At 40.2% G+C, this 19,989-nt stretch carries 24 protein-coding genes, 1 tRNA gene, 1 pseudogene and 1 riboswitch; of the genes and pseudogenes, 5 read left to right on the top strand and 21 right to left on the bottom strand.

Annotated features, from left to right (window positions below; all coding sequences use genetic code 11):
* Positions 1 to 44: 44 nt before the first annotated feature.
* The 6 genes from UE46_RS06285 to UE46_RS06260 all read right to left on the bottom strand — a co-directional run bounded on the left by UE46_RS06285 (position 45) and on the right by UE46_RS06260 (position 4,727).
* Entirely contained in the window at positions 45 to 695 is a 651-nt protein-coding gene (locus tag UE46_RS06285) for a methionine ABC transporter permease (protein ID WP_036062603.1), read from the bottom strand.
* Positions 696 to 1,712 (bottom strand): methionine ABC transporter ATP-binding protein, encoded by a 1,017-nt coding sequence (locus UE46_RS06280; protein WP_036062606.1) that lies wholly within the window; start codon positions 1,710 to 1,712, stop codon positions 696 to 698.
* 134 nt (positions 1,713 to 1,846) lie between these two features.
* A riboswitch (SAM riboswitch) is annotated at positions 1,847 to 1,957 on the bottom strand.
* 77 nt (positions 1,958 to 2,034) lie between these two features.
* Positions 2,035 to 2,265, bottom strand: a complete 231-nt coding sequence (locus UE46_RS06275) for a DUF3006 domain-containing protein (RefSeq protein WP_036062608.1) — start codon at positions 2,263 to 2,265, stop codon at positions 2,035 to 2,037.
* Positions 2,266 to 2,275: 10 nt separating this feature from the next.
* Positions 2,276 to 3,394, bottom strand: coding sequence for an MBL fold metallo-hydrolase (locus UE46_RS06270; protein WP_411431072.1), 1,119 nt, complete (start codon positions 3,392 to 3,394; stop codon positions 2,276 to 2,278).
* Positions 3,395 to 3,521: 127 nt separating this feature from the next.
* Positions 3,522 to 3,824, bottom strand: a complete 303-nt coding sequence (locus UE46_RS06265; protein WP_036062612.1) for a HesB/YadR/YfhF family protein — start codon at positions 3,822 to 3,824, stop codon at positions 3,522 to 3,524.
* Between the two features lie 429 nt (positions 3,825 to 4,253).
* Positions 4,254 to 4,727: a Dps family protein gene (locus UE46_RS06260; protein WP_036062615.1), complete on the bottom strand. Its 474-nt coding sequence runs from the start codon at positions 4,725 to 4,727 to the stop codon at positions 4,254 to 4,256.
* A 228-nt stretch (positions 4,728 to 4,955) separates the two neighbouring features.
* Here UE46_RS06260 and UE46_RS06255 point away from each other — a divergent pair, with 228 nt between their 5' ends.
* The 3 genes from UE46_RS06255 (at position 4,956) to UE46_RS06245 (ending at position 6,683) form a co-directional block, all read left to right on the top strand.
* The gene (locus UE46_RS06255) at positions 4,956 to 5,381 is read left to right on the top strand and encodes an Rrf2 family transcriptional regulator (protein WP_036062617.1); all 426 of its coding nucleotides are present in this window, start codon (positions 4,956 to 4,958) and stop codon (positions 5,379 to 5,381) included.
* Between the two features lie 90 nt (positions 5,382 to 5,471).
* Positions 5,472 to 6,209 (top strand): SMI1/KNR4 family protein, encoded by a 738-nt coding sequence (locus UE46_RS06250; RefSeq protein ID WP_036062619.1) that lies wholly within the window; start codon positions 5,472 to 5,474, stop codon positions 6,207 to 6,209.
* Positions 6,210 to 6,683 (top strand): low molecular weight protein-tyrosine-phosphatase, encoded by a 474-nt coding sequence (locus UE46_RS06245; protein ID WP_036062621.1) that lies wholly within the window; start codon positions 6,210 to 6,212, stop codon positions 6,681 to 6,683.
* A gap of 39 nt (positions 6,684 to 6,722) precedes the next feature.
* Here the strand turns inward: UE46_RS06245 and UE46_RS06240 are convergent, their stop codons facing one another.
* The 15 genes and pseudogenes from UE46_RS06240 to UE46_RS06170 all read right to left on the bottom strand — a co-directional run bounded on the left by UE46_RS06240 (position 6,723) and on the right by UE46_RS06170 (position 16,489).
* Positions 6,723 to 7,628: an NAD(P)/FAD-dependent oxidoreductase gene (locus tag UE46_RS06240; RefSeq protein ID WP_036062623.1), complete on the bottom strand. Its 906-nt coding sequence runs from the start codon at positions 7,626 to 7,628 to the stop codon at positions 6,723 to 6,725.
* A gap of 125 nt (positions 7,629 to 7,753) precedes the next feature.
* Complete coding sequence (gene nfsA / locus UE46_RS06235; protein ID WP_036062624.1) at positions 7,754 to 8,491, bottom strand: oxygen-insensitive NADPH nitroreductase; 738 nt, start codon at positions 8,489 to 8,491, stop codon at positions 7,754 to 7,756.
* Positions 8,492 to 8,503: 12 nt separating this feature from the next.
* Positions 8,504 to 9,013 (bottom strand): tRNA (uridine(34)/cytosine(34)/5-carboxymethylaminomethyluridine(34)-2'-O)-methyltransferase TrmL, encoded by a 510-nt coding sequence (gene trmL / locus UE46_RS06230; RefSeq protein WP_036062640.1) that lies wholly within the window; start codon positions 9,011 to 9,013, stop codon positions 8,504 to 8,506.
* 5 nt (positions 9,014 to 9,018) lie between these two features.
* Positions 9,019 to 10,143, bottom strand: coding sequence for a tRNA epoxyqueuosine(34) reductase QueG (queG, locus tag UE46_RS06225; RefSeq protein ID WP_036062642.1), 1,125 nt, complete (start codon positions 10,141 to 10,143; stop codon positions 9,019 to 9,021).
* Between the two features lie 370 nt (positions 10,144 to 10,513).
* A tRNA-Gly gene (locus UE46_RS06220) sits at positions 10,514 to 10,584 on the bottom strand.
* 526 nt (positions 10,585 to 11,110) lie between these two features.
* Positions 11,111 to 11,554 carry a YrhA family protein gene (locus UE46_RS06215; RefSeq protein ID WP_118907477.1) on the bottom strand — a complete coding sequence of 148 codons (444 nt, stop codon included), beginning with the start codon at positions 11,552 to 11,554 and terminating at the stop codon, positions 11,111 to 11,113.
* A gap of 105 nt (positions 11,555 to 11,659) precedes the next feature.
* A complete protein-coding gene (locus UE46_RS06210) occupies positions 11,660 to 12,094 on the bottom strand; it encodes an SMI1/KNR4 family protein (protein ID WP_036059472.1) in 435 nt (144 codons plus the stop codon).
* 35 nt (positions 12,095 to 12,129) lie between these two features.
* A pseudogene (locus tag UE46_RS06205) lies at positions 12,130 to 12,565 on the bottom strand (SMI1/KNR4 family protein).
* Positions 12,565 to 12,993, bottom strand: coding sequence for an SMI1/KNR4 family protein (locus tag UE46_RS06200; RefSeq protein ID WP_036059474.1), 429 nt, complete (start codon positions 12,991 to 12,993; stop codon positions 12,565 to 12,567). The pseudogene UE46_RS06205 and the gene UE46_RS06200 overlap by 1 nt, the downstream one beginning before the upstream one ends.
* A 60-nt stretch (positions 12,994 to 13,053) precedes the next feature.
* Positions 13,054 to 13,488, bottom strand: coding sequence for an SMI1/KNR4 family protein (locus tag UE46_RS06195; protein WP_036059476.1), 435 nt, complete (start codon positions 13,486 to 13,488; stop codon positions 13,054 to 13,056).
* A gap of 39 nt (positions 13,489 to 13,527) precedes the next feature.
* Entirely contained in the window at positions 13,528 to 13,908 is a 381-nt protein-coding gene (locus UE46_RS06190) for an immunity 22 family protein (protein WP_036059478.1), read from the bottom strand.
* Position 13,909: 1 nt separating this feature from the next.
* Positions 13,910 to 14,389, bottom strand: a complete 480-nt coding sequence (locus UE46_RS06185) for a DUF6985 domain-containing protein (protein ID WP_036059481.1) — start codon at positions 14,387 to 14,389, stop codon at positions 13,910 to 13,912.
* A 6-nt stretch (positions 14,390 to 14,395) separates the two neighbouring features.
* A complete protein-coding gene (locus UE46_RS06180) occupies positions 14,396 to 15,886 on the bottom strand; it encodes a T7SS effector LXG polymorphic toxin (protein ID WP_233230995.1) in 1,491 nt (496 codons plus the stop codon).
* Complete coding sequence (locus UE46_RS06175; protein WP_036063051.1) at positions 15,873 to 16,175, bottom strand: hypothetical protein; 303 nt, start codon at positions 16,173 to 16,175, stop codon at positions 15,873 to 15,875. The genes UE46_RS06180 and UE46_RS06175 overlap by 14 nt, the downstream gene beginning before the upstream one ends.
* Positions 16,176 to 16,201: 26 nt before the next feature.
* Positions 16,202 to 16,489 (bottom strand): TIGR04197 family type VII secretion effector, encoded by a 288-nt coding sequence (locus UE46_RS06170; RefSeq protein WP_036063049.1) that lies wholly within the window; start codon positions 16,487 to 16,489, stop codon positions 16,202 to 16,204.
* 253 nt (positions 16,490 to 16,742) lie between these two features.
* Between UE46_RS06170 and UE46_RS06165 the strand changes: the two genes are divergently transcribed.
* Both UE46_RS06165 and UE46_RS06160 read left to right on the top strand, forming a co-directional pair.
* Complete coding sequence (locus UE46_RS06165) at positions 16,743 to 18,872, top strand: ArnT family glycosyltransferase (RefSeq protein ID WP_036063047.1); 2,130 nt, start codon at positions 16,743 to 16,745, stop codon at positions 18,870 to 18,872.
* Positions 18,873 to 18,877: 5 nt separating this feature from the next.
* A complete protein-coding gene (locus UE46_RS06160; protein WP_051493062.1) occupies positions 18,878 to 19,870 on the top strand; it encodes a glycosyltransferase family 2 protein in 993 nt (330 codons plus the stop codon).
* The last annotated feature ends 119 nt before the right edge of the window (positions 19,871 to 19,989 follow it).

Here is a 19,989-nt window from a genome sequence, read left to right as displayed (position 1 = left end):
AAACTCCCTTTGTTTTATTTGCTAGATTTGGAAAATGGACCGATCTAGCGGCGGCGAATTCGGCGGGAAATGAAGTTCCCAAGTGATTGAACGCTTTGGACGATAACGACCAGGATGATAACCGTGACCAGCATGGTAATATTATCATAGCGCTGATACCCGTAAGTAATCGCTAAGTTTCCGATACCTCCAGCACCAACAACGCCAGCCATCGCTGTTGCTCCAACGAGTCCGATTGTTGCAGTGGTCAATGTGAGGATTAATGAGCTAAGTCCTTCGGGTAACATGAAGCGCCAGATGATTTGCCATGCGTTAGCGCCCATCGCTTGTGCAGCTTCGATAATACCTTGATCGACCTCTAAAAGTGAGTTTTCAACAAGTCGAGCAATGTATGGACCGGCATAGAAAACGAGTGGCACGATCGCTGCTTTCACGCCGATACTTGAGTCGACGATGAAGCGGGTAACTGGAATCAAGGCGACCAACAAGATAATAAATGGCACGGATCGCAAAATATTAATGATCGGATTTAAAATATTGAAGATCACGGTATTTTGTAAGATGTGACCTTTTCTTGTGACAACGAGCAGGACACCAAGTGGAATACCGATCAAGCAGGCGAATAATAGCGACCACGTAACCATGTATAGCGTTTCAATAAATGCGGTTGTTAATTGTTCTGATGTGACTTCCATTTAGACACCCACCTCCTCTAATTTCACATTTTGCGTTGCGGCATAGGTAAATGCTTTGGCGATTTCTTCTTTTTCACCAGTTACTTCGACGATCATGTAGCCAAAAGCAATATCTTGAATCTCGGAAATATTACCGCTTAAGACGCTGACGTTCACATCAAATTGTTTGGCGATGTTCGAAAGTAATGGGTTACCAGATGATTCACCGACAAATGTGAATTTCCAAACGGTGGCATCGTGATTTTGAATAAGTTTAAGCGCGCTTGCCGGGATGTCGTCATTAATCACTGTTTTAACAAAATTCTTAGCGGTCTGACTCTGCGGATTTGAGAAAATATCGAATACTTTACCTTCTTCGATAACTTTCCCGCCTTCCATCACGGCCACTCGATTACAAATTTCGCGAATGACTGACATTTCGTGGGTAATAAGTAAGATCGTGATGTTGTATTCTTGATTGATTTTTTTGAGTAGTTCTAAAATAGCACCTGTTGTTTCTGGGTCAAGCGCGCTTGTTGCCTCATCGCATAGCAGAACTTCTGGGTTTGTAGCGAGCGCGCGGGCAATGCCGATACGTTGCTTCTGTCCACCTGAAAGCTGATCTGGAAAGTTCTTCGCTTTATCTGCCAATCCAACAAACTCAAGCAATTCCATCACTCTTTTTTCGCGTTCTTTGCGATTTGTATGTATCAATGCAAGTGGAATCGCGATGTTTTCGAATACCGTTTTGGAATTTAACAGGTTGAAATGTTGAAAAATCATCCCTATTTTCTTCCGTTCTGCGCGAAGCTCTTTTGGCTTTAAAGTTGTCAAGTTCGTTCCTGCCACGGAAACCGAACCTGTCGTTGGTCGTTCTAAGAGGTTCACCGTGCGAATCAGCGTACTTTTACCAGCGCCACTAAATCCTACAACGCCAAATATATCTCCTTTTTCAATGGTTAAGCTAACACCAGCAAGTGCCGTAATTTCTTTGCCACCACTTTTGAATGTTTTTGTTACGTCTGTAAATTCAATCATCTTCTCAACTCCCTTAGTTACCATAACTTGACCCACAAAAAAATCTCCCCTTAAGTTAATAAGAGGAGATTTCTAATCCAAACATCTATGTACCGAATAAGTATACAGTCATATTAATGCAGTCTTGTCGTCTCACCTTATCTACCAAGTACATAACATACTTGTTGGAATTGGCACAGTATCATAAATATGATCTGTTGCCGAGGTATCATAGGGCCAAATCCCTCCACCTCTCTGGATAAAATGCGTAAGTCGTTATTTATTTTTTTTAACTATATCGTGTATTTCGGATACTGTCAATCCTTTTTTAAAAGTTCTTCGTTTATGATTGGCTACGACGGCGCAACTGCTCTAGCTTTGCTTGGATTCTTGCTTTATTTTCAGCGGTTGTTTGTTTGTCTAACGTGATGGTCGTTCCTTCGATTAAGACGGAATCACCTTCATGAATATGGATGGGCAATTGCTTTTGTGGCAGGAGCCATTCCTTATGATCTGGCTCTAGTAGAAAAACTGCTTTTCCGTCTTCTACGCGGTCTAAAATTGCTTTTTTCATTCTGGTTCACCTACTTTACGGTGGCAATTCCTTGTTCTTTAATTTGCCGAACAATACCATCGCCAATACCGTTTATTTTTTTCAACTCTTCAATCGTTTTGTACGGTCTTTCAGCAATAATTTTATCTGCTAAAACAGGGCCAATACTTGCGAGATACTGCAATTCTTCCGCGCTTGCTGTATTAATATTAATCGTATCTGGTTGTGGAACGGCATTGCCTGGCTCCTCGCTCGTTTGCTTTCCTTCGCTGTTCCCTGCTTTCGGTGTACCCGATTTATCCGTCTCTACATGGAGTTGCTTGCCGTCTGTCTCAATCGTCACAGTTCCTTCTACATCCGTTCCATACGTCGTGATATCGCGGTCTTTCAACCACTGAATGACTTCACGATGAGGGTGTCCATAGGAATTCCCCAATTCGGCCGAATAAACTGCGACTTCTGGTTTGACCGCATCTAAAAAATACGGCTGATTCGATGTAGACGAGCCGTGGTGCCCTAAATCCAAAATCTGCGCGTTTAAGTTTAAGCCACTATCAACCATCTCACGTTCGCGCATTTTCTCAGCGTCACCCGTGAAAATTGCTGCGATATCTTTGTACGTTAGACGAATCGCGATCGAATCATTATTTGCATTATCAGAAAGTTTATTTGGACTCAGAACTTGAATGCCGAATGGACCAAATGTTGCCTTTTCGCCTCGTCTTGGCTCTTTATATTTCGCGTCTGACGCAAGTGCAGCATCAATTACACGTTCATAAATAGCGCTGTTAAACACGAGTCCATCCATCCAAATTTCCTTTGGTTTATATTGTTTAATCACTTTATCGGCGTTCCCGATGTGATCTGAATGCGGATGTGTTAGCAGTAGTAAATCAATTTTTTTGATATTCGCTTTTTCAAGGTCTATTAAAATACGGTTGTCATCATGCCGACCTGTATCAATCAAAATCGTCGTGCCATCATCGGCTTGAATGAGCGTACTATCACCTTGTCCCACGTCAAAAAAGGTAAATTTCGCGCCTGTTAGTGTATCTTCGGTAACGCTTGATGTTTGTGTATTGTTGGAACATCCGCTAATCAATACAATTAGCAAAATAAGGATACTCCAGCGTGTTAATTTTTTCAAAATCTCAACTCCCCAATTCTATATCTTTAGAATAGCAGAATCGCTTCCTAGAGTAAATAGGAACACGGAAAGTTGGGAGACTTTTGCAAAATAAAAACGGACTCCTTTTTTTAGAAGTCCGCCGCTTATTTTATTTTACTTTTTCAAAGAATTTAAATGTCACTTCTTCACTTTTTGGATTGTAATCAATCACCCAATCGTGGTCTTTGAAATACCAATAATCATGATCCTCTACGTAGAATAAAATATCGCCGATTTTGTGTTCCAATGCCACTTCGGTAGGTTTTTCAGCTACTAATCCAATAGAGAATCCTGGATGTAGGGAACTATTGGAGCCACCATATTTTGCGAATAATCTAATTCCATTGCCGTCAGCCGTGTTAAACTCGTTTCTGAACCAATGTTGTGCTTGGTCGCTTACTTCGATTTGCATTGTCATCACTCCTCTTCCCTATTTCGATTACTGCAAGGATAGCAGATATCTACACATTTCGCATGTATTTTGCTTATAGCTAGATAAGTGTATTTACCACTCTTTTAGAAAAGTTAAACTTCTTTACGTAAAAAAATACAAAGCCCGCTATTAAAACAGGCTTTGCATTTCCGACTATAGAAAAACCACCCGACATGATTGTTCGCCAAACCTCAGCGTGTTATTGGAGTTCTTCGACATGAAATGAGGTAGTACTCCAATATGCAGAGAAATCTCATTTATCTGCCATCCTTATGCGCTTAGTTTCTAGGCAAAAGCGAGTACCAGCAATGACTACAGACTCACTTTGTTCCTCTGCATATTGAGGCTCTAATTCGCTCCACTTCATAAGTGCCACAACAAAATGAGTGTTTGTCGACGCGCTGAAAATTATTTGTCTAATGGACCTTTACCAAGGAACGCTTGGAACATCCAAATATGTTTGTCGATTGAAGCTTTGAAGCCGATTAGCATATCTTGCGTTACGTCGTCGCCTTCTTTGCCTGTTAATTCGATACCTTGTTGATATTCGTCACGTAATAATTCTAACGTACCAACAAGATCTTCCATAAATTGTTCGATTGTTTTTGGTTTTGTGTATGGCGCTTCTTCTACGCTTGCGTTTTCTGTGAACTCCTTCAATGTCGAGAATGGCGCGCCACCAATTGCTAGTAAGCGTTCTGCCACTTCATCCATTTGTTCACCAAATTCGCTGTAAAGATCGTCCATTTTTTCGTGTAATGTAAAGAAGTTATGGCCACGCATGAACCAATGGATTTGGTGAATTTTCACCGTAAATACGTTTAAGTTCGCCACCTGATGGTTTAAAAATTCTTTTGTGTCTACTGAATTGACTGTTTTCATTTATAATTCTCCTCCTTATTTATAATAACTATTATCTAATAATAATTATAAACTAACTCTATTGATTTGTCCACTCGTGTGCTATATCACAAAGAATGTTAACGGAAATTGGTGCGTGAAGCCAATACTTGCTTGATACCCTGCAACAGAAATGTATAAACAAGGCTTTCTCTTCGGTTGACTTCTTCTGTTTTTGTAACTACAATGGTTACAAAGGAGTTGGTCTTGATGAAAATTAGTAGCCGTTTTACTGTCGCTACCCATATTTTATCACTAATTGCTACCCAAGAGCCACCATTAACCTCTGAGCGAATTGCGGGAAGTGTCAATACGAACCCTGTCGTCATTAGAAGGATTAGCGGCCAATTGAAAAAAGCAGGATTAATCGCAGTGAAAGCCGGGACTGGTGGCGCTTCCCTTTTAAAGCCGCTGGACCAGATTACGCTTTTAGAAGTGTACAAGGCCGTGGATAGTGTAGAAGATGGGGAATTATTTCAGTTTCATGATAGCCCGAACCCAGACTGTGAGGTTGGCGCGCATATTCAAGGTGCGATGGAGCAAACCTTACGTGATGCTCAAACCGCGATGGAGCAAGTACTCGCTGGCAAAACAATGGCGGATATTGTCGAGGCGATTCAGTTGGAGTTACACTAGAATTTCGTAGAGAATCATTTTTGATGTTAACGCGCGTCAAAAGTGATTCTTTTTGGTATACTAAATGAAAAGAAGAAAGAGGTGAATCGGATGAATATTTGGTTGCTTGGTACTGCCCCTGCCTCAGATGAACAAATCGCGGCTTGGGAAAATGAACATGATCTTACGTTACCTTCTGGATACAAGGAATTAGTGCGTGTACATAATGGCGGCCTGCTTAAAAAGAATCATTTTCCCGTCACGGAGCCAACATCTTACGGGCTCACAGATGCGGAAATTTATTCGCTCGCTGGTCTTGACGGATTGCAATTGCATATTCCCGAAGAACAGGATGTCGATCTGCCTGGTACGCAAGTTTATTTTCATCAAGACGGACACCGCTATATCGGACTTGATTATCAGATGGCCGAGCCTTGCGTGATTTATGTAGATTTTGAGACACTACAGACGCTAGTTGTGGCGGAAAATTTCGATCAGTTTATCGCTAGGCTCTATTTTTCTCCTTTTGATGTAGATGCAGCGCCGAACTATCCACTTGAAAAATTGGAACAGATGTTGGCGATGGCGAATGTGGCGAAAACGCTGGAAATTTTGCAGTTGTTGGAGGATCGTGAGGAGAAAGATTGGTATTTTATGCAGATTGAGGCCTTGCTTCATTCGGAAGAATCGCCATATCAGCAAATTGGCGTGACCTTACTTGAGAATCAGATTTATTATTTCAGAAGAAAATTAGATGCGAAGCGTGTTGTATCCATGTTAGAATGGCTTGAATCACAGCATTTCTGGCCTGAAAAGGTGGCGGAATTGCGGAAGGAGTGGGAAGATTAGATGGTAGTTCGTGTATTATTTGTATGTTTGGGGAATATATGCCGGTCTCCGATGGCGGAAGGAATGTTTCGCGCGAAGGTGGATGCAGCTGGTTTAACGGATCAAATTCGAATTGATTCTGCGGCTACGGGAAATTGGAATTTAGGGAATCCGCCACATCGCGGTACGCAGCAGGTTTTGACGAAGCACGGGATTGACCATACGCAAATGCGGGCGCGTCTTATTGATCAGGATGATTTCGCCGATTTCGATTATGTGATCGGGATGGATGGCTCTAATATGAAAGATCTGGAAGCATTGAAACCACTGGAAAGTGATGTTATCTTGAAAAAACTGATGGATTTTGCGCCGGATGAAAAACAGCAGGAAGTTCCTGATCCTTACTACACTGGAAACTTCGATGAAACAGAACGTCTTGTGAGCGCTGGTTGTGAAGGGCTTTTACGAGCTATTCGGGAGCGTTATTCGATATAACGAGAAAAGAGGATTCAGGTTTGAATCCTCTTTTTGTGCTTAAAATTTTTCTGTTGCGATATCCATGTTGACAGATCCTGCAACAATATTTCCTTCTGCCGCAGCAATTAGTAGTGACGATGGCCCGGCTTTTTGCGTTTCGCCAGCAATATAAATACCGGATTGACTCGTTCTCCCCATTCCGTCCGTTATAACTGAGCCAGTCTCTGCAATGTTGCATCCAAGTTTTTCGGCAAAAGGATTGGCTCGATGGAAAGATGGAACGACGAAGCCAAATGATCGCGTTACTTTTTCGCCTGTTCTGAATTCGATAGCTTCTAAATTCCCATTATCGCCATGGAGCGCTTGCACAGGTTCCATATTATATCGCATATCGTGCTTCTCAAGTTCGCGAATGCAATCGGCTGATAGTTGCGTCCCATTCGTTACAATATACAGATCCCGAGATATACTATAGAGCAATTTCGCCATATGTAGCACTTGCTCCTCTTTATTCGCGATCACAAACAACGGCTTATCTCGCAACTCCCACCCATCACAATACGGGCAACTAAAAATACTTCTCCCATAAAAATTTCTAACGGCTTCGATTGGAAATTCCTCTTGTATTCCGGTCGCCATAACGATTTTTTCTGCAGTATACTTCTCGTTTTCAGCCGTTTCTATAACAAAGATCCCTGCCTGTTCATCCCTCGAAACCTCCGTTATTGTCCTATTGAAATAAGTCACCGATGGATATTTTGTCAGCTCATTCAACCCGATATTTCGGAATTCGGCTGGCGTCGTCCCATCTCGCGTGATAAAGCCATGCGATTCATGCGTGACTCTATTACGATTCGTACCATTATCAAAAATCGCAACGTTTCTCCTCATTCTGCCTAAATTCAAACTCGCGCTAAGTCCAGCTGGCCCTGCCCCAAGGATAATACAATCAAAAATTATCACTCGAATCCCTCTTCTCCTCTTCATTTTTCAAAGCCAATTTAGCATAACACAAAATATCTCAAAACGGAATCATTACGATTTAAAATGTAAACTCCGCCATAAAAGCAGAGAATTTATTAGCTATCTTATTTTTTGCCTAAGTTTTTACTCGCTAAAAATTCTTTTAGATCAAGTCGTGTCGCATATTTTAAGCTACGTTCGATTTGATCCGTCCAGCCTTCCACGCGTTTTCCACCCGTTCTTGCTGCATAGTAATCACGAATAGTATCGTCATACTCGTTGAAATCTTGGATGCCTTTTGGTTGATAGTGGTTTTCATGATAAACAAGCTCCGAAGCAAGTCGTGGTTTAGGCTCAGAGCTTGTTGTTGGATGACCGATTGTTAGGCCGAATAGTGGTGTTGCGTAATCTGGAATCTGCAACAAGTCAGAAACTCGCGCGAGATCATTACGAATGCCGCCAATATAGCAAATGCCAAGTCCCATTGATTCTGCTGCAATCGCCATATTTTGCGCGGCTAAAGTCGCGTCTACCGTAGCCACAAGAAAGCGTTCCATTGAGGTTAATGAATCTGTTTCAGCACCGCGCGCTTCGCCAATTTGATGATGGCGTGATAAATCTGCAACAAAAACAAAAAACTGCCCCGTCTTCACGATATAAGGCTGCTTCCCAGCTACCTCAGAGATCGCCTCACGCAACGCTTTATCCGAAACACCGATAATCGAGTATGCCTGCACAAAACTCGACGTAGAGGCCGCCTGCGCACTTTTAACGAGAAGTGCAATCTCCGCCTCCGTCAATGCCTCATCTTTGAAATCACGTACAGAATAATGACTCAAAATCCCCTCAATCGTTTCATTCACACAATCCATCCCCTAGTCTTTAAAAATTTTACGATCATAATGCGGCATTTGATCAAGCGCACCGAATTGTTGTTGACGCAAACATTCATAAATCAAAATCGCCGCCGTATTCGACAAGTTGAGCGAACGAATATGATCTGTCATTGGGATTCGCAAACACGTATCCTCATGCGCTTCAAGAATCGCGTCCGGCAATCCTGTTGTTTCCTTCCCAAAAATAAAGAAATAATCCTTATTCGTATCTTGATAATTCACATCACTATATACATGCCGTCCAAATTTCGTTATAAAATAAAATTCGCCGCCAGCGTTGACTTCAAAGAATTCCTCGATCGAATCATAGTATTTCAGTTTCACATGATCCCAATAATCAAGACCAGCCCGCTTTAACATCTTGTCATCCGTCGAAAAACCAAGCGGTCGAATCAGATGCAAGTATGTATCCGTCCCCGCACATGTTCTTGAAATATTTCCCGTATTTGCCGGAATTTCCGGTTGATAAAGTACTACATGATTTGCCAATTTCGTCACCTTACTCCTATTAAATTCTTTGCTCGCGTAATTTCTGCCAGCACTTCTACATCGTCCTCTTGCACTTCTAGTAACGCCTGTTCTGCGTCTGCACCGCCAATTTTGCCAAGCGCCCAAGCCGCCGTTCCCCGAATCACAGGACGCGGATCTTCCGTCATGCACCGAATCAATTCTGGCACCGCCGTTTTATCCTTATAACGCGCCAACACAATAATCGCATTACGCTGAATCGGCTTCTTTCCACGCCAAGAACCCGCCATTGGTCCAAATTTTTCCTTGAATTCCTTATTCGAGATCGACAGCAGGGGTTTTAACTCTGGCTTCACCAATTCAGGATCAGGCTCCATCGCTTCGTGAAAATGGAAATCATGCCCCCGATTATAGGGACAAACCACCTGGCACGTATCACAGCCGTATAACCGATTATGCAACACATCACGATATTTTTCATCCAAAAAGCCTTTCGTCTGGCTCAAATAACTCAAACAAATTTTCGGATTCATCTTCCCTTCACCGAGCAAACTCCCTGTCGGACAGGCTTCCACGCACTTATTACAATCACCACACAAATCCCCCATCGGCTTATCCGGCGCAATAGGAAGATTCGTCAACGTCTCGCCCAAATAAGTAAACGAACCAAACTCCGGCGAAATCAGCAACGTATTCTTACCACGCCACCCAATTCCAGCCCGTTCAGCGACCGCCACATCAGAAAATTCACCCGTATCCACCATCGATTTAAAACGCGCCTCAGGAACCCGCTCTCGAATAAAAGCCTCAAGCAAATCCAGTTTTTCACGAAGCACCGTATGGTAATCCGTCCCCCACGAAGCTCGAGAAAAAAGGCCCCGGCGCGCTTCCTTCCGACTCACCGGCTCATTCTTCATCTTAGAAGGATAAGCAAGCGCAATCGCAATAATCGAACGCGGCTCCTTAAAAATAAGCTCTGGATAAACACGCTCATCGATATTCGGATGTTCAAATCCCGTTAAAACATCCTCTTTCGCAGCTACTTCCAACCTCGTTTTTAATTCCAAAAAAGGATCAGCCGAAGCAAATCCTATTTCTTGAATATCTATTTCACGCGCATAGCGGATAATTTCTTGTTTTAACTCGTTCATATCAATATTTTGCAAGGTTCGCACCTCAGTTCTTAGTATCTTAATGTTTTTTTTGCTCTTTTGTTGTTTTGGGTAAGACCTACATCCTGCTTTAAACAAATCGAGCGAAAGCGTTTGAAATGGAAAGTATGGGTGGAAGCCGGAAGCGGAGCGTACTAGTGTACGTGATGACTGAAAACAGGGAGGGAGTAGTTTCCCCGACCATGTAAGAAGTTAAGCGTAGCAAGCATTGCGTAGCAGAACCGGAAGTCCGCCCATACTTTTCATTGCGAACGCTTGTCGCCGATTTACATCGCATATCCTCTACACAAAAATAAAACGCAATGCTTCGCTTATAAAGGTCGAAACACTGCGTTGATAACAATTTAAGAGCGGGTGATGAGAATCGAACTCACGACAACAGCTTGGAAGGCTGTAGTTTTACCACTAAACTACACCCGCATAGTTCAGATCAATATGTTGTAGCAACATTTAATATATTATCACTACTAGGCCTGTTTGGCAAGAGTTTTTTGAAATTTTTTTGAATAATTTGTTGTCCTTTTCAAACTTTCTTCTATAATCTCCGCAGTTCGTATTTATTCTTCTTAAAAATCTCCCATTATCTCATCAACGAACTAAATCGAATGCTTCTTTTTTCAGGATAATGCACGCTCGATTATCGAGTTCCTCCTACGATATAATAATTAAGCAATCAAACTCACTTTGTAGAACACGTTGAGATTGTAGAGAAGAAATAGCTAGTGAGTTCTCAGATTTAAAAATAAATACAGAAAAAGCCGTATTAGGTATTGATTTTTAAATCGCACCTGATACGGCTTTTGTTATATCCTGCTGTTCAAAAAAACTCTAACAAGCTAGTCTCAAAAAGATTGCCACGTCACCTGCACTTAATCTCATTATATTTGTCATACTGCTCTAGAGGTAAATTTTTAACAAGTTCAATGTTTCGATCTAAATTATTAATTCAACCTATATTGCATAAAATATTTCTAATAGCTGCTTCTAAAAGTTCATTCAATGAACTAAATTGATTAATGATATCTCCACTTGGTTTATCAAGTTCTAAGAAAATGTTTTTCGTAATACTATAACAATACCAAGAAATATTGGAATCCCCCAAAAATACGTAATTATCTTCCCAGTCGTTCTCATTCCATATCTCGTTTGCAGCAATGAATCCATTATTAGTATCAGTCATATTGGCATTATAGATAACAAGTCCATCATAATCCAGACCGTTTCTTATTTTAAGGAAATCCGCATAATCAGGAAACCAAACATCACTAATTTTATCATCGTTAGTTCGTCTTTTTAACTCCAAAATTTCAGTTTCTGTTGCAGGTGCCTCAGGTTCTTCATCAAAAGATTTTTGTTCCTCAGCAATCTGTCTTAAGAGGTTTACTAACATTTCTAGTACTCCTTATTTCCCATGATATATTTCACAGAATAAAAACTGTATTAATAACGAGCTTAAAAAATCATTACTAATACAGTTTATCCTGTATGCCTAGCTTTACTTTATCAATGCTAAATAATAATTATCATCCTTCGACATGCATTGTAGAAATTCATATAGAGAGTCTGCAATTTTAATTTCATTATAGTATACAGGGCTTGTATCATTTCCTGTCACTTTGATAGACATCAAAACCGTTTCATCCACTTCAAAAAAGATAAGTTCATCTTCTAAGTCATCATATAGATCAATATCAGGGAAAAATTCATAATCATATTCTTTTTTACGGAAATCTCTAACTGAAATCGGGTCCATGAATCGATTTATATTGCCTTTAGAACTTTTGATAAAACCACAGCCTACTTCATTATAAAATTCAATAAGTTCTTGTGAAAAAGATACATCTAAATCAGATTGCGCCTCCTCAATCATTCCTGTTTTCAACGGATAGAAACTGTTTTTGTCATTATTGATTAAGAATGCATACTTCATTATCGAGTTCCTCCAATGGTATAGCAATTAAGCAATCAGTCGACTAAATCCATGTAATACGTATCATTCACTGCTATCTTTTGAAGAAATTCGGTTAAAGAATCAGCTATTTTAAATTCATCATAATAAATGGGACTTAATTCACTATCCGTCAACTTTATAGATAGCATGGCTGTTTCATTTGCCTCAAAGAAAATTAATTCATCCTCTAAATCATCATATACTTCTATAATCAGGGAAAAATTCAAAATCATTTTGCTTAAGTCGAAAATCCCGAACAGATAGCGGGTCCATCAATCGATTGACGTTCTGTCTCGAACCCTTGATAAAACCATAACCTAGATTTCTATAACAATCCACAAGCTCTTTTGGAAACAAAACTCCCAAATCTTCCTGTGCTTTTTCTATCGATTCAGTAGTTACCGGATAGAATTTATTTTCTTGATTAGTGGTTAAAAATATATATTTCATCATTTTATATAATACAAATCATCTACCATTATTTTCTCTAAAAACTCTTTTAACGAATTAGCAATTAGTGTGTCAAACAAATAAATAGGGCTTCTTTCACTATTACCTAGTCCAATTAAAATTGTTGTACTTTCATCTCCCTCAAAGAAGACTAGCTTATCTTTCTCAACTTCATCGAATATCTCTATATCAGGATAAAATTCATAATCATCCACTCGTAGTCTAAAATCTCTTATCGACTCAGGGTCCATTAATCTATTTATTTGATATTCTGACCCTTTAAAGAAGCCATATCCTATTTCTAGATAAAATTGTTTTAATTCAATTGGAAAAGTTAAGTTTAATTCTTTTTCAACCTGTTCCATATCTTCTAGACCCAGCGAATAAAAAATGTTTTCTATATTATCCCTAACAAAATCAAATCGCATTTTTTCACTCCTGCAAATAAACATATTTTGGCTTACAGATGAATTACTCATTTTTTATACTTACTGAAACAATTCCAAATAATATTTGTCGTCTTCCATCATTTTAACTAAAAAATCAACCAAGGAGTCGGCAATTGACACATCATAATAGTAAATCCGATTGTCATCCGCTGTTGTTCCAATCGACATAAGTGCTGTCTCACTTACTTCAAAAAATATAAGCTTATTTTCTTCATATTCATCAAAGATTTCAATGTCTGGAAAATATTCATAATCATTCACTCTTAAACGAAAATCTCTCACTGACTCTGGGTCCATTAATCTATTCATGTTATACTCTGAGCTTTTTAGAAACCCGTACCCTATTTCATTGTCAAAATCTCTTAACGATTTTGACAATGTTATATTTAATTCTGATTCAACTTTTACAATTTCATCTTCATTCAGAGGGAAAAACTCATTCTTCTCATCTTCATTAATAAAGTTGTATGTCATCACTTAGTCTCTCCATATTTAGTTCTTTATTGTTTTGTTTTATTCCTGAACATATGTGACTGTTCCTATAAATCTTATCTTGTTACTTTTATAATCACTTATTTTCGTTTTCCCCTCATATTTATAATCATATATCAGCATGACTGTATTATAAGGTTCGTCAATAGTAACACTTCTAAAATGATCTATTAGTTGATTATCATAAGAAAAATCCTCGAGAAGAATCTCTATATCCTCAGAATTATCGTCAGACCAAAACTTCTCAACTAAATCTCGGTCGTAATAACCTAACGCAAAATCTTTTTCGAAGAGGGAGGGGGCGCTGTCTCCATCTTCTGTATATTTTATTTCAAAATACACGTTAAAATTGTTTTCTTCAAAATTCCCAAACCACAGAGAAACATAAGAACCTGCTATCATTCTATAGTACGATGTCTTGATAATCTACTTCTTCTACTTTTTCATCTTCAATTCGAACGCCCACACCATTATCTATATCCCAAGTACAATCACAAACTAAGCCTATTCTTCTCACACCGTTCTTCCTAACACGTCTAACGATTAATTGTGTAGGAATTACTAGATTACCTAATTCCTCAATGGTGCTAATCTCAGGAGCAGTTCTATCTGCCTCAGCTTCACCTGCCATATCTCTATATTCCTCAACATTCTCTTCATAGTATTCTAAAATGCTTAGTTCTACAGTAGCCATAATTTCATCCATATTTGTTATGAAATTTGTATATGCATCACGTTGAATAGGTGAAAAATTAGCATCTTCTTCCCCATCAATACTTAAAACAACTTCATATTTTCTTCCAAACATTGTAATTGAAGTTTTTCCACTCCAGTACATGTCGAATTCTATTTTGCCAAATAAATCATCATTTATTTTTTTCATTCAAATCTACTCCTTTGATCTTAAGTTAATATTATATTCCCCTACGCCACCAAGATGTTTATAAACCCCATTTATTTTACTAGGCACTAACTGGATTGTTTCTAAATCATTTAACTCATGCCAAGTATATTTATTGTCTTCTCGCCAGTCTGCAACATCATTAGCTGTCCACTTTTCTTTTCCTTTAGACCATTCCTCCGCAAGCAGTTCATCAGCCGCAGCAAAATTTTTCTTTCTATCATTTGTCATGTTCGCTAATTTAATTTCCCCTTTAGAGAACGGTGAAAAATCAGGCATTGCCCCTTTATATTTTACCCCAGCAAGTTTTGTCTCATCCAGAAACGGCTTCACTTCTGGTTTGTTAGATATAAATATGGAGTTTCCACGTGATCCTTTCCATTCCCCGTAATTTAATGGGGTTTTCTTTATCCTAGCATCAAAACTACTGTATTTAGGTTTTACATTATAACCTTTTGTATACTTGAATACTTCCTTCATATTTACATCTGTATAGATTGTATCAAAGCTCTTCTTGGGTATTTTGATACCCCTACTTTTCATTGTTATACCGCCTAGTATAACCGCTGAAATAATGGAGAAACTTTGCATTTTGGTAAGTGGTTGATCTGGATTCAGTATATTGATGCCCTTTACAGCACCAATCATATAATCGGTCATAAAGTCGCCTGATTCTTCATTCTCTATTTTGATTGTACCATCTTTTAAAGAATCGTTATAAGCAATCGTTGCTTTGGCGCTTTCTTGGTCGGTGATGCCATTTTTACTCAGAACCCAATAGTTACCCTCTAACGTTTTCGTATAGTCATCGAAGTTATACTGCTTTGTCTTCTTCTCAGGTACCAAACCTTCTAGCCAACCCATACTCATGTTTTTGGTATTAAAGGTGTGACTCACTGTGTTGAATGCTTTACTACTCTGAATCTCCGTTAGTCCTTGTTTCACTTGGTGTAGCTTTGCCGCAACATCATACATCACATTTTGATGGCTTGAATCAAATTCTAAATAACGTTCAATAATTTGCATTTCCTGCTGTAATTGCCCCATTGCTGTTTGCATTCCTAATTGCATCCCAATTTGTTGCCCTAGTGAGGAACCACCCGCCATCGATTTCATTTTGACTAGCAAGTCTTCGTATCGATTTTGACACTTCCTTATCTCGCCTTGAAGTGCCTGTAATTCATCGGAATCAATTCGTGCATTCATGGATGGGTCAACTTGATTATGAAAATCTGTCGTATACTTTTTAAGAATCTCTTCGGCATCTGTCATACATGCCTTGGTGGTGTCCACAATCGGATAATGCACCGTTTGGTAGTACTTCTTCGCGCTGTCCGCGATTTCACCCTTGATCTCATCATCCGCTATAATCTTCGCGACTGCTTTTCGATAATTCGTCAATGCTTCTTTCAGTTGTTGCGACTCTCGTAAAAATTGTTCTACAAAATAACGTACTTCGCCAATATCAATGCGTGGCATCCGCTTTCGCCTCTTTCGCTCGTTCGACATCGGCTTTTGCTTGTTTATGTTCTGCTTGTAATTGATCATCTAAGTTGTAGAGGCGTTTTTGCGTCATTCGTTGTTCCTGCGACAAATCTACCGCTATCGCACCTAATTTGTTCTCTGAGTGGTTTCCCCGCCACGCATTTCCAACCTGTGTGAGTAAATTCTCTTGTTGGCGTTTTAATTGCCGAAACTCCCGCTCTGCTTCTTCTAATTCCCGTTTTTTCTCTAAACTCTTTCTCACTGCTTCCTCCTGTTGTTTCATCCCTTCTGTTCACTCCTCATGTCCTGTTATTTGTCTAAATGGAGCGCTTTACTCCACATATCCGCCATTTCTTTCTCAGAGGCGACAAATGCCTGTTCGACATTTTTTAAGTTCTGTACATCTTTGTTAAAGGCTTCTGGCATCGTTTTTAGCATGTGTGCGACATCCATACTGCTTTGTACGAGTTGGCGCGCGGAACTCGTGGAATAGGACATTGTCGGTTGTAGGTTAAATGAAATATCATTGGCGCTGCCACCTATTTCTTTTGCGTGCTCAGATAAACGTCCGCTTGGTAATTGGATTTTCTTTGACATTAGTTGCACCCTTTCTGGTTAGTTTTTTCATGCAATTTTTGGAGCATATTCTCATACATCGCCTTAATTATACCATTGCTATATGAAGAAATAAAATCACTTACGCATCTTTTTCCAATTGCTTATAATCTGATTTCACTCCCAAACCCAAATTAAACACCTCATTCCCACATTTAAAACTAATTTCCCACTCTGTTCATTCTTTTTTCACATTTGCCATATACACTGAGATTATCAGCAAAAGAAGGAAGTGATGGAAATGGTGAAACAACGACGATTGGATTGGTATTTAATTGGTATTGCAGTGCTCGCTGCGTTTCTAAATTTTTGGGGTGTCTGGAATGATGATACGGTAAACCCATATTATACGGCGGCAGTTACGAGTATGACGGAAAATTGGTCGAATTTCTTTTACGGGGCGCTTGATCCTTCGGGGTTTGTAACGGTGGATAAACCTCCTGTCGCGCTCTGGTTACAAACGATTAGTGCACTTATTTTTGGGATTCATGGTTGGAGTGTTATTTTACCGCAAGCACTCGCAGGTGTTGGATCTGTATTATTACTTTATTTCTTGGTAAAACCGACATTTGGTAAGTGGGCAGGCCGGATTGCAGCGCTTGTGATGGCAACAACTCCGATTGCAGTAGCGGTTAGTCGGACGAACAATGTGGATAGCATTCTTGTTTTTGTATTACTGCTCGGCGCTTGGGCGTTGTTTAAAGCCGTACGTAAAGGTAAGATTGGCTTTTTATTATTGGCATTCGTTCTGATTGGTGTCGGATTTAATGTGAAAATGCTCCAAGCTTACATGGTTGTCCCAGCATTTTTATTATTCTACTTAATCGCAGCAAAATTAAATTGGAAGAAAAAAATGTTACATCTCGTTATCGCGCTTGTAATGATGCTTGGTGTTTCGGTTTCATGGGCTGTCGTTGTAGATAGTACATCTGCGGACTCTAGGCCTTACGTTGGTAGTAGTCAAACGAACTCGGTATTGGAATTGGCATTTGGTTATAACGGGATGGAACGATTGTTAGGTCAGGAAACGGGAACGAATTCTGGTGGCGCAGGACAAGGTGATGGCATGCCTTCTAGCTCTAACAATAATAATATTGCTCCTGATACAAGTACGGAGTCTTCTCAAAATGGGCAATCCAACTCTGGTCAGCCTCCAACACCTCCTAGTGGTTCTTCCAGTAGCGACGGTGGCGGAATGGGTGGTACGCCTCCAAGTGGTAATGGTGGCGGTGGACCTGGTGGACAAAATGGTGGTGGGCCTCAAGGTGGCGGCTCTAAAATGACAGGCGGAACTGGTATGTTTGGTACCGGTACAGCTGGGCCATTGCGTCTTTTCCAAACAGCTCTTGGCGATCAAATCAGTTGGTTATTACCAATGGCGCTCTTCGGTATGGCGGCTATCTTTATCGCTAATTGGAGTCGTAAACGTCGCTTCTTCCAATGGAATACTGCACAAAAAGAAATGGCTTTCTGGGCAGCGTGGCTCATTCCAGTCGCAGGTTTCTTCAGCATTGCCAACTTCTTCCATCACTACTATTTAATCATGTTAGCCCCTGCAATTGCAGCGTTAACTGGTGCTGGATTTATGGCTTTACTGCATCTCTTCCGCAAAAATAAAGGCGTACCGGGCTACTTATTGCCAACCGCAGTCATAGCAACGACCGCTTTACAAATGTTCTTTATCGCACAGTATTCGATGCTTTGGATGGGCGTTGTCGGAATCATTGGTCTTGGTCTTGGAACTATCCTATTCGTGATTAAGCGCAAACAGCCTTCATTTACTTCGTGGATCGCGATTGCCTCATTGATCGCCCTACTCCTCGCACCAACGTATTGGGCATTAACACCGATGATTTATGGCGGAAACAGCGCGCTTCCTGAATCTGGACCACAGCTAAAAACAAGTAGCGGCGGTGGTTTTGCAGATGCGACGGTCAATGAAAAATTGATTGCTTACCTCGAAAAGAATAGCAGCGGAACAGAATTCTTATTTGGCACAACGGATGCTTCGACGGCGGCACCTTATATTATAAAAACTGGTGAGTCCGTGATGGCGCTCGGTGGTTTCAATGGTACCGATCCAATTTTGACCGTGAAAGAATTGAAACAGATGATTAAGGATGGCAAAATTAAATACTTCTATTTACCATCGAACAATAAAGGTAGCAGTTCTGATGTCGTAACTTGGATTAAGAAAAATGGTACGGAAGTGGACAGCTCGGAATGGAGCAGTGAAACAACTTCAACAGCCGATGCTACAACAAGCGCAACGACGAGTGAAAATATGCAAGGTGGTGGCGGCATGCAAGGCGGTGCTGGTGGTCAATCTGGCGGCACACTTTACAAACTAACTGGAGAGGATTGAGTGCTATGGCAAAGAAAATCTCGGTGGTCATCCCACTTTATAATGAAGAAGCTGTCATCGAGCAGACGTATGAACGCATGACGCACGTGATGGAACAGCTAGCGATGGATTACGAACTCCTCTTCGTGAATGATGGGAGTAAAGACAAGACATTATCGCTCGTTCAAGCCTTTAGTTTCGCAGATCCTCACGTGAAATGTCTTCATTTTTCTAGGAACTTTGGGCATCAAATCGCGATAACAGCTGGGACGGATTATGCAAGTGGCGATGCGGTTATTATTATCGATGCTGATTTACAAGATCCCCCAGAGCTGATTCCGGAGATGATTCAAAAATGGCAAGAAGGCTATGATGTCGTTTACGCTCAGCGAATGAAACGTAATGGCGAAACCTTTTTCAAAAAATGGAGTGCGAAAATATTCTATCGGACGTTGCATAAACTAACTGATGTGGAAATTCCCGTTGATACTGGGGATTTCCGCCTCATGGATAAGAAGGTGTATACAGAACTCAAAAAGTTAAACGAGAAAAATCCGTTTGTTCGTGGTTTGGTGAGTTGGCTCGGATTTAAGCAGACGGCATTGCTATACGAACGTGAGGAACGAGCCGCTGGAGAAACAAAATATCCGCTTAAAAAGATGTTAAAACTCTCGATTGATGGGATTACGTCTTTCTCCTATCAGCCTTTAAAATTAGCGAGTTATGCTGGTGCCGCTCTATCTGGCGCTGGTTTTGTCTATATGTTGATTGTCCTTTTCCAAACGTTATTTACGGATACGACAGTGAATGGTTGGTCTTCGATGATTATTATTCAATTGTTATTTAGCGGTTTTGTTCTTGTTATTCTAGGAATGATCGGCGAGTATATCGGCCGTATCTACGATGAAGTAAAGGATCGTCCACTGTATATTGTGGCTGAAAGTTATGGTTTTGATCCTAAACGCGCGAACAGTGAAACGCTACATTATCCTACATTTATGGAACAAAAAGCGAATTAAAAAGTGTAAAGCCATATTATTTTGCGAATGATCGGTCGTCGCGAATAATATGGCTTTATTTCTGCCTGCTCGCTTAAAACTGCATTTTAAAGGGTATTATGAGAAAATAATAGAAACTG

Origin of the sequence: Listeria weihenstephanensis (genome assembly GCF_003534205.1) — a bacterium.
Classification (GTDB): Bacteria; Bacillota; Bacilli; order Lactobacillales; family Listeriaceae; genus Listeria_A; species Listeria_A weihenstephanensis.
This window is presented reverse-complemented; position numbering and strand designations above follow the sequence as displayed.